At 51.8% G+C, this 15505-nt stretch carries 8 protein-coding genes; 4 read left to right on the plus strand and 4 right to left on the minus strand.

All coding sequences use genetic code 11. The features are described 5' to 3' along the window. The first annotated feature begins 176 nt into the window (after positions 1–176). From treS to EHT87_RS12520, 3 genes are all read left to right on the plus strand, one after another. Positions 177–3488 (plus strand): maltose alpha-D-glucosyltransferase, encoded by a 3312-nt coding sequence (gene treS, locus EHT87_RS12510; protein ID WP_124906955.1) that lies wholly within the window; start codon positions 177–179, stop codon positions 3486–3488. Positions 3489–3687: 199 nt separating this feature from the next. Beyond that, on the plus strand, positions 3688–5889 hold the full coding sequence (locus EHT87_RS12515; RefSeq protein ID WP_124906956.1) for a bifunctional alpha,alpha-trehalose-phosphate synthase (UDP-forming)/trehalose-phosphatase: 2202 nt from the start codon (positions 3688–3690) through the stop codon (positions 5887–5889). 83 nt (positions 5890–5972) lie between these two features. Next, positions 5973–7367 (plus strand): GntP family permease, encoded by a 1395-nt coding sequence (locus EHT87_RS12520; RefSeq protein ID WP_124906957.1) that lies wholly within the window; start codon positions 5973–5975, stop codon positions 7365–7367. Between the two features lie 66 nt (positions 7368–7433). Here EHT87_RS12520 and EHT87_RS12525 read toward each other — a convergent pair whose 3' ends face one another. The 3 genes from EHT87_RS12525 to EHT87_RS12535 form a co-directional block, all read right to left on the minus strand. Then, entirely contained in the window at positions 7434–8138 is a 705-nt protein-coding gene (locus EHT87_RS12525; protein WP_124906958.1) for an MIP family channel protein, read from the minus strand. 124 nt (positions 8139–8262) lie between these two features. Continuing rightward, positions 8263–8946, minus strand: coding sequence for a 3-keto-disaccharide hydrolase (locus EHT87_RS12530; protein WP_124906959.1), 684 nt, complete (start codon positions 8944–8946; stop codon positions 8263–8265). A 302-nt stretch (positions 8947–9248) separates the two neighbouring features. Then, positions 9249–11036 carry a discoidin domain-containing protein gene (locus EHT87_RS12535; protein ID WP_124906960.1) on the minus strand — a complete coding sequence of 596 codons (1788 nt, stop codon included), beginning with the start codon at positions 11034–11036 and terminating at the stop codon, positions 9249–9251. A 385-nt stretch (positions 11037–11421) separates the two neighbouring features. Between EHT87_RS12535 and EHT87_RS12540 the strand changes: the two genes are divergently transcribed. Next, positions 11422–13101, plus strand: coding sequence for an ATP-binding protein (locus EHT87_RS12540; protein WP_124906961.1), 1680 nt, complete (start codon positions 11422–11424; stop codon positions 13099–13101). A 15-nt stretch (positions 13102–13116) separates the two neighbouring features. Here the strand turns inward: EHT87_RS12540 and EHT87_RS12545 are convergent, their stop codons facing one another. After that, positions 13117–14958: a PQQ-dependent sugar dehydrogenase gene (locus tag EHT87_RS12545; RefSeq protein ID WP_229321020.1), complete on the minus strand. Its 1842-nt coding sequence runs from the start codon at positions 14956–14958 to the stop codon at positions 13117–13119. Between the last annotated feature and the right edge of the window lie 547 nt (positions 14959–15505).

A 15505-nucleotide genomic window follows, 5' to 3' on the forward strand; every position in this document is an offset into this window, starting at 1 on the left:
CGCGATTAATCGCGTCTGTACGATTCCAATAGCGTTTGTACGATTCAAAATCGCGTCTGTACGATTCAATTACCGCAGGAGGGCTAAAATAAGCGGTTTCCTAAACATCTCGCTCGCGAAGAGGTTAGAATTATAATACCTACAGAGATTTAAACGGAAATTTTGACGCGGGAAATATGGCGACTAACAAAGCAGTCTTAGACGACAAACTCCACTGGTACAAAGATGCCATCATCTACGAATTACATATAAAAGCCTTTCGCGACAGCAGTGGCGACGGCATCGGCGATTTTCAGGGACTCCTCGAAAAGCTGGATTATTTGCAGGACCTGGGCGTTACGGCCATTTGGGTGCTGCCCTTTTACCCGTCTCCGCTGCGCGACGATGGCTATGATATTGCCGATTATTACAGCATCAATCCGTCTTACGGCAACGTCGAGCAGTTCCAGCAATTTCTGCAGGAAGCGCACAACCGGAATCTGAAAGTGATTACCGAACTGGTCATCAACCACACCTCCGATCAGCATCCCTGGTTTCAGCGCGCCCGAAAAGCCCCCAAAGGATCGCCGGAGCGCGAATATTACGTCTGGACCGACGACCCCAACCAATACAAGGACGTCCGGATTATTTTCCAGGATTTTGAAGCGTCCAACTGGACCTGGGACCCGGTGGCGCAACAATATTACTGGCACCGGTTTTTCTACCACCAACCCGACCTGAACTACGACAATCCGCTGGTGCAGGAAGAAGTCATCAAGATTCTCGATTACTGGTGTGAGATGGGTGTCGATGGGTTTCGACTCGATGCCGTTCCGTATCTCTTCGAACGTGAGGGCACCAACGGCGAAAATTTGCCGGAAACGCACGATTATTTGAAAAAACTGCGGAAACACGTTGACGAAAAGTATCCGGGAACCATCTTTCTGGCCGAAGCAAACATGTGGCCCGAGGATTCGGCTTCGTATTTCGGCGACGGCGACGAGTGCCACATGAATTACCACTTTCCGGTGATGCCGCGGATGTTCATGGCCGTTCAGATGGAAGACCGGTATCCGATTACCGACATCTTCGACCAGACCCCCGACATCCCCGAAACCTGCCAGTGGGCCATTTTCCTGCGGAACCACGACGAGCTGACGCTTGAAATGGTGACCGACGACGAGCGGGATTACATGTACAAGATGTACGCCAAAAATCCGAAAGCCCGTATCAACCTGGGCATCCGGCACCGGCTGGCTCCGCTCATGGACAACGACCGGCGCAAGATCGAACTCCTCAACAGCTTGCTCTTTTCGCTGGCCGGAACACCGGTATTGTATTACGGCGACGAAATCGGGATGGGCGATAACGTGTACCTCGGCGACCGCGACGGCGTTCGGACCCCGATGCAATGGTCGCCCGACCGGAACGCCGGTTTTTCGGTCACCAATCCGCAAAAACTATATCTGCCGGTTATTCTCGATCCGGCTTACCACTACGAAGCGGTCAATGTGGAAACGCAATGGCAAAATACGTCGTCGCTGCTGTGGTTCACGAAGCGGATGATCAACATGCGGAAACGGCACAAGGCGTTTGGGCGCGGCAATCTGAAGTTTCTGAATGTCGAAAATCCGAAAGTTCTGGCTTTCACCCGCAGCTATGAGGACGAGACGTTGCTGATTGTTGTTAACCTATCCAAATATTCGCAGCCAACCGAAATCGATCTGATCGATTACAAAGGCTACCGGCCCGTGGAGGTGTTCAGCAAAAACCGGTTCCCGGTCATCCAGGAAGATGGCACGTATCCGTTTACACTGGCACCCTATGATTATCAATGGTTTACCCTGCAAAAAGTACACCCGGATATTGATCTGGAAAGCACGCTTCCGCTCCTGACCTTGTCGAAATGGGAAGATCTGACGTCTAGCCGAGCCCGAACCCGGCTCGAAAACGACATTCTGCCCGGCTACGTATCGAAAGCCAACTGGTTCATCGGTAAAGGACGGGTGATCGACAGTTTTGCCATTGCCGATCAGGCCCTCGTCGATCTGGATGATAAAAAAGGCACGCTGCTATTGATTGAGGTGAGCTACGAACAGGGTCTGCCGGAATTGTATCAGATACCGGTCACCTTTGTGAAGGGCGACCGGGCCAGCCAGATCACCACGAGTTGTCCGCAGGCGGTTTTGGCGCAGATGAAGCTCGGCGATGAAGATGGGCTGCTCTGTGATGCTCTATTTACCGGACGCTTGCAACAGTTGCTTTTTGCCAAGCTGGCAGCCAAACAGTCCATTCCAGCCCAGAAAGGAAAGCTGATTTTTACGGCAAAAGACGCCCTGAAAAACTACGGGCCGGAGTCGGGCGAGATCAAATCCCGAATGCATACGGCGGAGCGGGATTATACCGCCATCAATTACGACAACCGCTTTTTCCTGAAAATGTACCGGAAAGTGGACTGGAATCTGAATTCAGATGTGGAAATTACCCGCTTCCTGAACGAAGAAGCCAAATTTGAATCCGTTCCCACGTTCCTCGGCACCATCGAATGGCAGTCTGAAAAAGGCACCGTTGCACTGGGGATGGTGGAAGAGATGATTGAGAACCACGGCAATGGGCACAGCTTTATGCTGGAACGGATCAACAATTACATCGAGCGGATTCTGGCCCGGAACAAAGAAACGCTGGCGGCTATCGGTCGTCAGGGAACCTGGATGGATCCGCTGGGATTTGATGAATTGTCGGACGAGAGCCGGGAGCTGCTGGGCGGATCGGCGTCGGAAGAGGCCCGGTTATTTGGCGTCCGAACCGGCCAGTTGCATCTGGCGCTGGCGAACACAACCAACAAGGATTTTGCCCCCGAAGCCTTCTCGCTGCACTACCAGCGGTCGCTGTTTTCCGGTATGCAGTCGCTGGTGCGGGAAAGTTACCAGAATCTGACCAAAAAAGTGAAGAGTCTTCCCGCAGGCAACCAGCAGGCCGTGGAAGCTATCCTGACGAAAAAGCAAGCGGTATTGACGGCGATGAAGCGGATTTATGCCCATAAAATTGACGCCTTAAAAATCCGCATTCACGGCAATTATCACCTGGGCCAGATTCTGCTGACGGGCAAAGATGTTGCGATTCAGGACTTTGGCGGCAATCCGATCCAGAGTTTCAGCACCCGGCGCATCAAGCGATCACCTTTGCGGGATGTGGCGGCCATGATCCGGTCGTTTTATTACGTCGCGTACGAAGGCTTTCTGTCGACCAACCAGGTTCCCAAAGAAGACGTCGAGAGCCTGCTTCCTTTTGCCGATCTATGGGCCTATCAGATCAGCGAAATCTTCCTGAAAGCCTATTTCGATACGGTACAGGCTAGTGAGTTTTTTCCGAAAAATAAGGCCGATCTTCAGATTTTACTGGAGGTTTATTTGCTGGAAAGAGGCATTTTTGATCTCAATTATGAAGTCGATCATAATCCGGATCGGGTACTGGCTCCCCTTCAGCTTATTAAATCGATTATCGATTAAGCTTCATCCGTATGGTATACAGTTATAGGGTCTAACGGAACCATAAATAACTGTATACCATACCATTAACTACATACCTTTTTAGCGTTCAGATCTTTATTTACCGGATTAGATTTTTTCTAATCTCCTTTTTTTCGAACCATTCCGCGCCAAATGGTCTTATTTAATTACGCAACGTGATTAGTATAAACCATTCGTTATGAAGAACAATAGACTTATCATTGTGTCGTATCGCCTGCCCTTTTCATTCGATTCGGCCAATGGCAGTACAACCGTAAAAGCTTCTTCCGGAGGACTGGTAACGGCCATGAAATCACTGGATTTCAGGGAGTCTGCTGAAAAACCGGTTTGGGTAGGCTGTGCCGATTTTTCCCGGCGAACCTGGGAGAAATACAAGCATTTGCTGAATGATGATTTCGAGTACATCCCGGTTTTTTTAGACCGGAAAATTCAGCAGGATTTTTACAACGGTTTTTCCAATTCCGTACTCTGGCCGCTTTTCCACTACTTTACCACGTATGTCGATTATCAGGAAAAGGATTTTGTGGCCTACCAGAAAGCCAATGAAGCCGTCAGCGAAACCGTTTCACAGCTGCTGAAACCGAAGGATATCGTCTGGGTGCACGATTATCATTTCATGGGATTGCCCAAGCTGATTCGGGAAAAACAGCCGGATGCAACGATTGGTTTTTTCCTGCATATTCCCTTTCCTTCCTACGAAATCATCCGGATCCTGCCCCAAAAATGCAAAGACTATCTGCTAACCGGCTTATTGGGGGCCGATCTGATCGGTTTTCATACCAACGATTACAATATTCACTTTTTACAGTCCGTCCAGATCAATCTGGGCGTCCAGCATAAAATCTGGAAAATCAATTACCACGACCGGCTCATTCAATCGGATTCCTTCCCGGTCGGCATCAACTATTCGCTCTATCACGACGCCTACGACCATCCGGATGTCGTTGAGGAGCGGGCGGCTTTGAAGAGTGCCTACAACGGCAATAAAATTATTTTTTCCGTCGACCGGCTCGACTATACCAAAGGAGTCATGCAGCGGCTCGACGCGCTGGAAGCATTTTTCCGGAAATACCCCGAATGGACCGAAAAACTGACGTTTATTCTGGTGGTGGTACCCTCCCGCGATGAAATCCAGAAATACGGCGAGCGGAAGCAGATGATCGAGCAGGCCGTCGGGCGAATCAACGGCAAATACGGCACCCTGATCTGGCGCCCCATCGTCTACCGGTATGGCTCTGTTTCGTTTCCGCAGCTGGTGGCGCTTTATACCGCCTGCGACGTGGCACTGATCACGCCCATCCGCGACGGCATGAATCTGGTGGCCAAAGAATTTGTTGCCTCCCGCAAAGATCACCAGGGTGTGCTGATTCTGAGCGAAATGACCGGCGCGGCCAATGAAATGAGTACCGCCCTGCACATCAACCCGTTTGATGAAAACGAAGTTGCCGATAAAATGCGGCTGGCGCTCGAGATGGAACCGGAGGAACAGGCCCGGCGGATTGCCATCATGCAACGGCGGCTGCGGGAATATGATGTAAAAAAATGGGCCACCAGTTTTGTCGAATCCCTACTCACGATGCGAAACACCCAACAAATCGAACCAACGCCTTTGTTAAAATCAGAGACCAACTTCTCGCTTCAGGAACGCTACGCACAGGCCCGCTCAAGGCTCCTGCTGCTCGACTACGACGGCACGCTGGTCAATTACAAGAGCAAACCGGAACAGGCGGCTCCCCCCATCGAAGTCATTAACGTGCTGGGGCGGCTGGCCAGTCGCCGGGAGAATTACGTGGTTATCATCAGCGGCCGCGACCAGCAGACGCTCGATGAATGGCTGGGTTTTCTGCCCATCGACATGGTGGCCGAACACGGCTCCTACATCAAACAACAGGGCCTGTGGCGACGGGATATTCTGGACGACGGTTCGTGGAAAACCATCGTCAGTCCGCTTCTGATCGACTTTGTCACCCGCTGCCCCGGCTCGTTTGTCGAAGAAAAAAGCCATTCCCTGGCCTGGCATTACCGCAGTGCCGAATCCGAAACCGGTTTTGTACGGTCCCGCGAGCTGATCAACACCCTCGAAAATCTGCTGCCGTATCAGCTACGGGTAATCGATGGCAACTGTGTGGTCGAAATTAAAAGTACGGAAACCGATAAAGGCAAGGTTGCCAAGCAGTTGTCGCTGGCCCGCCCGTACGATTTTGTGCTGGCGATTGGCGACGACCGAACCGATGAAGACATGTTTTCGGCTCTTAAACTCGAAAACCAGTATACCATTAAAGTGGGTCCCGGCACAACCAATGCCGCTTACCGCATTGAAAGTGTTGGGGAAGTACTCGCTTTGCTAAAAGATTTTTCGTCGGAAACTGTAACGCTGTAGGACTGTAGTGGGTGCAAAAAAAAGGCGGTAAAATACCAAATTTTCGTACTTTGGTGCCTTCTTACGCCAAGCAAACCCACCCCATGGATGTCCTCATTGTCGTATTGCCTTTAGCTTTCCTGATTCTCGTTGCCTACAAAGGATTCAATGTCATCCTGTTTGCGCCCATAGCCGCTTTACTGGCGGTTTTGCTAGTCGATCCGGCGCTCGTCTTACCCTTCTTTTCGGGGGTATTTCTCGACAAGATGGCAGGTTTTATCAAGCTATATTTCCCGGTATTTCTGTTGGGAGCGGTTTTGGGAAAACTGATTGAAATGGCCGGGTACGCCAAATCCATTTCGACAGCCGTTATCAACGTAATCGGTAAAAACCGGGCGATGCTGGCCGTCGTTCTGGTGGGGGCTATTCTCAGTTACGGCGGAGTTTCGCTGTTCGTCGTGGTGTTTGCCATTTATCCGTTTGCGGCCGAACTCTTCAAAGCCAGCGCCATTCCCAAGCGGCTGGTTCCGGCCACCATTGGCCTCGGCGCCTTCACGTTCACGATGGATGCGCTGCCGGGAACCCCTCAGATTCAGAACATTATCCCCAGCACCTTTTTCAATACCGATGCGTGGGCGGCTCCCTGGCTGGGGATTTGTGGCAGTATTTTCATCTTTTCGATCGCCCTCTCCTACCTGCACTGGCAACGGGATAAAGCCGCTAAAAACGGGGAAGGCTACGGAACGAATCATACAAACGAGCCCGAAAAACGCGAAGACAAGACATTACCTTCCGTCTTTGTGGCGGTTTTGCCCCTGCTTGTCGTCACGGTATTCAATAAAATCTTTACGTGGAGCATTCCGCAGCTGTACGGAAAAACGTTTGACTTTTCCAGCCTGGGCATGAAAGAAATACCGCCCGTCGACATTTCAAAATTAACCGCCGTCTGGGCCGTGGAAGGCGCTTTGGTTCTGGGCATAGCGACCGTGCTTGTTTTTGCTTTCCGCGCGATCAAAACCGGTATTGCTTCAGGGCTTAATCTGGCTATCGGGGGCGCTTTGCTGGCTACCTTAAATACCGCATCCGAATACGGTTTTGGGGCGGTAATTGCGGCTCTCCCGGGATTCAGGGTGGTGAGTGCCGCCATTGCTTCGGCCTTCAAAGATCCACTGGTCAACGAAGCCGTCACCACCACGACGCTGGCGGGCATTACCGGTTCGGGTTCGGGCGGATTGAGCATCAGCTTGGCACTCATGAGCAAGACCTACATCGAACAGGCCGCTCAACGGGGAATCGATCCGGAAGTGCTGCACCGGGTGGCCGCCATGGCCTGTGGCGGTATGGATTCCCTGCCACACAACGGGGCCCTGATCACGCTGCTGGCCGTAACCGGACTGACGCACAAACAGGCTTATAAGGATATTTTTGTCCTGACGCTGGTGAAAACCGCTGCGGTATTTTTTGTTATTGCGCTGTATTATCTCTTCGGAATTGTGTAGGACAGGAGCCTAACGGAGGTCAAAAGAATCTGCATTTCTACCACCATCAGGCCCCTGTTCATTCTATCAGGATTTTACTGCATCTTCAAAGACGCCTTTCCACACAATTGCGGCTACAATACCGCCGACAATGGGCGCAATGATGAACAGCCACAGTTGTTTCAGGGCCAAACCACCGGCGAAAATGGCCGGACCAAAACTACGCGCCGGGTTCACCGATGTTCCCGTGATGGGAATGGCTACGAGGTGAATGAGTACCAGCGTCAGGCCGATGGCCAGCCCGGTCATGGAGCTATTGCCCCATTTGGAGGTCGTCTTGAAAATAACCAGCAGAAACACAAACGTCATCACCGCTTCCGTAACAAAGGCCGAGGTTGTGTTGTAGGCTGCCAGATAGCCGGGTCCCCAGCCGTTGGAGCCCAGCGCCCATTCCTTCATCATAAAACCGGGAGCGCCACTCTGGATCAGGTACAACAGCCCGGCCGCCAGCGTAGCACCCACAAATTGGGCAACGATGTAGCCTATCGCTTCGCCGGCTTTTATCTTCCCGGCAACCAGCATCGAAATGGTAATGGCCGGGTTGATGTGACACCCGGAAATGGGTCCGATGGCATAGGCCATGACAACGACGGCCAGGCCAAAGGCAAACGAAATTCCCAACAGGCCGATACCGGCCGGGCCGGTTGCAGTAATACCCGAAATACCAGCCGCCCCACATCCAAAGAGGACCAGCGAAAACGTACCGAACAACTCGGCTAATGGCTTTTTCATAGACAGTTTTTAAGTTTAAGAGAAGGGTTTGTTTGCCCATTCTTTTGACCTCAAAAACCGCATAAAGTCACAGCGAAAAGGGAGAAAAGAAGGAAAACAGCCGCATTCCCCTTCCTTTTTCCCGCTATTCCAATTCTTTAATTTTCATATTCTTGAAGTAGATCGGTGCTCCGGCGTGTTTCCCCTGAAATCCAACGTAGCCTTCGTTGGGCAGGCTGGCCCAGGGTTTGTTGAGCCAGTTGGGAATGGCCGAGCCGTCGGGGTTGTTTTTGCCGGACGTCCACAGGCTCAGGTCGATCTGGTTAACCAGTTGACCATTCAGCAAAACGGTGATGTTTTTTCCCTGACAGGTGACGGTATAGTGGTTCCATTCGCCCGCCGATTTGACCACTTTGGGCAGGATGGCCGGTTTGTGGCCAAAAAATGCCCCGCATTGCCAGGAAGCCGGGGCTTTGGACCACTGATCACTGTAGTCGTCGGCAATCTGAATCTCCACCGAGTTGGGAATAAAATTGGCGGTATCACTGCAATAAACGAAAACCCCGCTGTTGGTTCCGGGCGCATTCTTGAATTCCAGATCCAGAATAAAGTTTTTATACGTCTTCCGGGTCCAGATTGGAATGTCCATTGTAGCCGTCAGAACCCCGTTTTCAACGCTCCAGACGCCTTTTGGAAAACCGGCGTCGGACAAGTCGGCTGCGAAAAGCGGTTTCCAGTCGGACCCGGACGTATCCGGGTGTTTCGGCGTAGTTTGGGCCACGGCCAGCCCCGTCAGTAAACAGCCAATAAACAATAAAATTTTGCTCATGCGATTGATTGGTTTCATACTAGATTCAGTACCCCGAAGTTGATGGTCTTTTTTGAAAAAGAAAAGCTTTATAAAACCATCCGGGATAGAAAGTGGTTATAAAGAACCAATAAATGACCGAAAAATATGGACAAGGCCCGGAAATAACGACATTTTTACCCATTTTGAAGGCATTTGGGACAATTTTACCAAAGCCAGCCATCTGGGTGTAAAGGAAGAAGCCGAAGGATCGGCCAATTAAGTAACCAAAAATGAATCAGTCGAACCACGGGCGGTTACTGAAAAGTAGCCGCCCGTGGTTTTTACCGGGGACCCATCACCTCACTGACCGTCGAAACGCCGTTTTCATTAAAGCTTTCAATGGCAAAATAATAGGGCACGCCCACATTCAGCGCCCGCAATTCCAGCTGGTTCGGCTGATCGTTCCAGATCTGATAGGTTTGATACAACTTGTCCCGGGCAATTCCCCACAGAATGTTGTAGCCCACGGCGCCGGGCACTTTCTGCCACGAAAGGTCGGCGTTCCGCTGGTCTTTCTGCCGGACCACCGTCAGTTTAACGGGCGTTGCCGGGGCTTTTCCCAACCCGTTACCGAACACCCGAAACCCGTTGATGGCCACGTAGGGACCGGCGGTATATACATGCTCGTAGCGCACATACCGGGCCCGCACAGCCCCAGGCAATTCCACGTACGCACAGGCCCGGTCGCGTTTGGGTTCCGACGTTAAATCGGCGATTCTATTCCACTTTTTACCATCTCTGGACACATACAGCCGAAACTGCGTATAGACCGTAGAGTCACTGTCAAAAACGGTATTTTTATAATCTACGTAATTGACCTGAACGGCCCGAATGTCGTGGTCGGCACCGAGATCGGTGGTCAGCGTTTCGCCGGGTTTGTTGTTAGTCGGCACCCAAAACGTTCGCGGGTTTTCATCCACGGTCAACTCCGCGCGCATCGTATCCAGCGTCGACGAAGCGGTGACGGTTTTTTTATAATTCAGCAGCATCCAGCCCGTAAACAAGTCATTGCTGTTTTGCCACTTTTGGGTGGCGAGTCGATGCGGAAAATCGCCGAAGCGGGTGTTGACATACAGCTGATCGTCTTTGCCGAACCCGGCGGGGTGCATCATAATCCGCCGTTCCATGCCCCAGACAATGCCCAGCCAGGTGGTACCGGTATTCCAGTAATTCCCAAAATTATCCTGAAACGTATTGCCGTGGCCCGTTCCGGTTGCGTAGCCGCCCGGTTTGTAGGCGATGGGGTTATAGGGTGCGTATTCAAACGGCCCCAGTGGATCTTTGCCAATGTAGGTGCCGTTGGCGTAGACGTTGTACTCGGTCCCCGGAGCACCGTATTGCAGGTAATATTTCCCGTTGTATTTAGTCATCCAGGCACCCTCCGTAAAGGGTTTGATGGGATCGGAATGGTTCGGCCCGAAGCGTTCCCAGCCGTGTTGCCACGGATCGAGCCAGAACATGGGCTGGTAGGCTTTCGACGGTTCCGGGTTCATATACGTCAGCCGACGGCGGTGGTCGAGTTCGGCCCCGAAAATCGGATACACATTCGAAGAGCCCCAGTACATAAACCACCTGTCGGTATCGGGGTCGTGAAAAAGAGCCGGGTCCCAGGGGCCGATGTCTTTGGGCAGGCGCGGTAGCCAGCGGTTATAAAACTTCAATTTTCCCTTTTCGGGTTCGGTCGAGTAAAAAATGGGGCGCTGTTCAAACGTCGACTGAAACAAAAACAGCGTATCGCGTACTGACAAAGCCGCCGGGGCGCACATGTCTTCCATCGGCCACTTGTCGGGCACCACGAATTGCCAGTTGACAAGGTCCCTGGATTTCCACCAGCCGCCGGAAATGGTTACGAACAAAAAATACTCGCCGGGGCGTCCGCCCACTTTGTGGTTTATGATGACCGGATCGGCACCCGAACGGTAGGAAATCCGTTCGTTCAACTGCTCAAAATTATACCGATAGCTGATGTCCATCGGGTTGCAGTAGGTACGTGGTTGGGAGTAACTGCTGGAGACGACAAAAAACAGGAGGCAAAGCAGCAATGCTCTTTTCAGAACGGTATTTTTCATGGCTCTATTCGTTTGGTCCGGCCCATCCGATTTGCCAAAACTGGCACCGGCGGTAGCCGCTGAGCGGCTTTGCAAGTACGGGACAAAAAACCGTACGCAATCGGTTCTGCCGGGAAAAGATTTTTAACCAGGGCTGCCGTTTTTTTGGCACGGGTCAGTTGGCTGGTTTATTAGAATCCCGTTAAAACAAAACTCCCTCCCGGCTGTTTTAACGGACATAAAGCTGCACACTGAAAAAGTAATATACCCCTACTTTTTTTGAGAGTATCAACGTGGTTTTCCATACTTATTTAGAGAAACGTGTTTTTGATATTCGCCTTGTATAGACCCACTGCCGCCGAACTGTCCTGAAACAGGCGGCTGTTGGACAGAATCGGTTGTTGTTATGTACGAACTGGCTAAAGTTACCTTAAATAATGAGCAGGGCCTGATTTTGGCGCACAATCGCACCATGAAACTAGGCGAACTGGCGGGTCTTTCGCTGGTTGCCCAGTCGACTTTTGCAACGGCGGTTTCTCAAGTTTCGCAGGATGCGCTCCAGTATGGTGGTGATGCCTCGTTGATCCTGGGCATTACGCGCCAAAACGGGGCCCAGCACTGCATCGTCGCCAAAATCGTCGATCGCCGGAACCAGATTACCAGACAGCAGAGTAGCCGAATTGATTCCGCCACCCGCCTGGTCGATACCTTTAAAATTTCAGAATCCGCGAAAGGATCGGAAGTGCAACTGTGTGTGTGGGTCGATGTCAGCCCCTGCATCACGGAAGCCAAATTTAAGGCTTGGAAAACCCGGTTTAGCCTGGAGTCTGCCGAATCGCCAACCGATGAAATCAAGCGAAAAAACAGCCAGTTGCAGGAACTCGCCGAGCGATTGCGCACGAGCGAACGACAATATCAGGCGCTAACCGATTCGTTGCCTCTCATGATTTTTACGGCCACTACGGAAGGGAAAATTCTGTATACCAATGAATGGTTTCGGAAATATACCGGCGTATCGGTCGCAGAACTCAATAAAACGAAATGGGCAACGGTTATCCACGAGGATGACGCGGCTGCGTGGTGGGAAAAATGGGCCGAAACCGCGGCTACCGAAAACACGTTCCGGACCGAAATCCGAATCCGAAATGCGGAAACCGGGGTTTACGTCTGGCACCTGGTGACGGTGAATGCCCTGCGGGATGAAAAGAAAGAAATCCTCTACTGGAATGGGTTTCTGGTGGATATCGAGGCACAGAAAACGGTGGAACAAACGCTACAGGATAACCGGGAGCTGACCGAAACCAAGCAGAAACTGGAGCAATACCAGCACGAACTGAAACTGAATATTGGTGAGCTCAACCGCAGCAATCAGGAACTGGCCGAGTTTGCGTACGTAGCCTCCCACGATTTGCAGGAACCGCTGCGTAAAATCCAGTCGTTCGGCACGTTGCTGGTCGAGCAGTTTGCCAGCGAGTTGAGTCCGACGGCCCAGGATATGATTCAGCGGATGCATCTGGCGGCCGAACGCATGCACGTTCTTATCAAAGATATTCTGGCCTATTCCCGGCTCAATACACACCACCAGCCTTTCCGACTGGTGGATCTCAATGTAGTGGTGAAAGAGGTGGTGGATGATCTGGAAATACCCATTCGTGAAAAAAACGCCCTGATCGCCGTGGAATCCCTGCCTTCCATTTACGGAAATCCGTTGCAACTACGGCAATTGTTTCAAAATCTGTTATCGAACGCCCTGAAATTCATGTCTTCGGAGCGGCCTCCTCAGGTGCGCATTTTTGCCCAGAACGTAACCATTTTCGATATTCCGGTTCCCATGCGTCAGCGGGACGCTTCTTACCTGGGTATCAGCGTGGAAGACAATGGCATCGGGTTCGACGAGCGGTATCACAACCGGATTTTTCAGCTTTTCCAGCGGCTACACGGAAAAGACCAGTATTCCGGCACGGGCATTGGCCTCACCATCTGCAAGAAAGTGGCCGAAATGCACGGTGGCACCATTGCCGCCAAATCCCAACCGGGTCACGGCGCCACGTTTACGGTTTATCTGCCCCAGCGGGCGGTGGTTTGACCGGTTTCCGATGCCTTACGGATTGGGTACACAATTGGCAATTTTATAAATCTTGCCATCGGCTTTGGTATAAATGTAGAAATCCTGATTGAGTCCCAGCCCAAACCGCAAATCCGTTTTTGCACTTTTGCTCAACTCCTGAAAAGTGGCCGTTTTTCCGGCCACCTGAACCGTAAACTCCTGAATAGGAGCCTGTTTTCCCAACTGCAACTGATCGTTTTCCACAAAAAAGACCCGCCCGTTGACGATATCGCCGAAAATATATTTCCCGGTGAGTGCCGGAATGGCCGTTCCGGAATAGACAAATCCGGCCGAGAACGCATTGCCTTCGTCGTGATCGTACTGGGCCACCGGATACGTATACTTGAAGGTCGCGTCATTGGCGGGCAGCGCATACACCCGGTCCATGCGGCCCCGGTAATTGATCACAAACGTGCCTTCGCGCTCGGGCCAGCCATAATCTGCCCCGGCAACGCCCAGGTTCAGTTCTTCCGACCACGCCTGTCCGATGTCGGAAATCAACATTTTTCCGTCGGGCGTCCAGCTGATGCGGTTGGGATTACGGAATCCCTGGCAAAAGATTTCTTTCAGGGCCGTTGGATCATTGGCATACGGGTTGTGGGCCGGAATACCGTACTTTCCATTTTTACTGTTTTTTCCTCTTGGATCGATCCGCAGGACTTTCCCCCAGGGGCGGCTCCGGTCCTTACAAATGAAATGATAGCCATTTTCGGTAGCGCCCCCGTCGCCGATGCCGATATATAACATACCATAATCGGCGCTTCCCAGCTTGGCCAGCGGGTTGAAGGTAATCTCCTGAACGCCGTGAATGGGGCTCACCATATTGATCCGCAACATCTCCCGGCCCGTGCCCGAAAACGTCGGAGCGGCCGGATCGGTCACCTTCCATTCGGTCAGCACCCATTGCAGCGTCACCTTGATGGAGTCGGCATAGGCAAAATCGGCGGGTGCGGCATTGGCTTTTTCGGTATGGGTGGTATACATGAGTCCATTCGTCTCAAAATCAGGATGGAACGCATAACTGCCAAAACCGGTGGCCAAACCGGGTACGTGAATAAAATTGGGGCGCTCCTTCGGAAAATCCATAAACACCCGTAGCGAATTCCCTTCCATTTCGTAGAGGGTTCCGCGCAAGTCTTCCAGAAACAGGCGGTTCTTTTTGCCGGGCAATACCTGCATTTTATTGATGCGGGCCAGCGGTTTTTTTTCGGCACTGGCCGGGGCCGTGGTCACCTCTTCGAGTTGGAGCCGCAAACCGGATTGCGGGATTTTAGCCGGAATGGGATCGTTCAGCACCGCGCCGAGTTTCTCGCTGCCGACATCGACCGTCGATACTTTGCGTTTCGAGTGAATGAAGGCCGTCAGGGCGGTGATGTCGCCATCGCTCAGTTGCGTAAACGGCGGCATCATTTGTTTGTATTCTTCGAAAAGCTCGTGCGCCCGGGCATCGCCACTTTTGATGACCTCGGGGGCATTGCGGATGAAGTTCCGGAGCCAGTCTACCGGAACCTCCGTGGTGACGCTGGCCAGATTCGGGCCGATGCCTTTTTGCAGGAAGTTATGACAGGCCGTGCAATTTTGCTGGAACAGTTGCTGGCCTTTGGTCAAAACCGCTTTGTCGGTGGAATAGGCCGCGTCGGCGGTGCCGGACGGTTTGGCTGCGGTGGGCTGTTTCTTCGGCGGTTGTGCCTGCGAGAAGGTGCAGACGCCCAAAAAGAAAAAGGCGCAACAGAATAGAATCCCTAAATCCCCTTTAGGGGACTTGTACACCGATGTTTTCAGATTCAGAAAGTTTTCTTTGGGGGATTTAGGAGCAAAAAGCATTTGTAATTTCATGCCGTTGTTTAATTTTCAAACGAGGTTGAAAATTAGGTCATTTCTCCGCGAAAATCAAACGCGGACGGTTTTTCAGGCGGCTGTAGTCATTAAAAAAGTGCTGTGTCGACGGCTGGTGGTGTGAAGTTTATGGTGACCGCCCAAAAAACAGTTTACGCTCTGGTGTCCGGTTTGTAGGAATTCAATCGTCCTGCAAAAGAAATCGCGGTTCCGCCTTCAAAACCCACTGAAAATGACGCTTCCAATTTTCTTCAACAAGGCCGTTTCAGACCGGCTCATTCCCAACGGAAACCCAGCCCAGTGGGGTAAAATGGATTAACAAGCATCCCGCCCTCCCTTTTCTGGTGAATTTCATCCTAAAGTCAGTCGTCAAGAAAGCCGTCACCGGTCCGGCATCTGGCATAGTGAAGTCGCAAACCGCCCGGATTTTCTTATCAATTTTGTAGTTGAACGAAACCGCCTGAGTGCTTCCCGCTCAAAAACGCAGCATCTGGGTGAGAGCCACTTTGGCAATCGGGGATCTACTTCCTTCGAAAAGCGGAGTGGC

The sequence above is a fragment of the Larkinella knui genome, from assembly GCF_003858645.1.
Lineage (GTDB): Bacteria > Bacteroidota > Bacteroidia > Cytophagales > Spirosomataceae > Larkinella > Larkinella knui.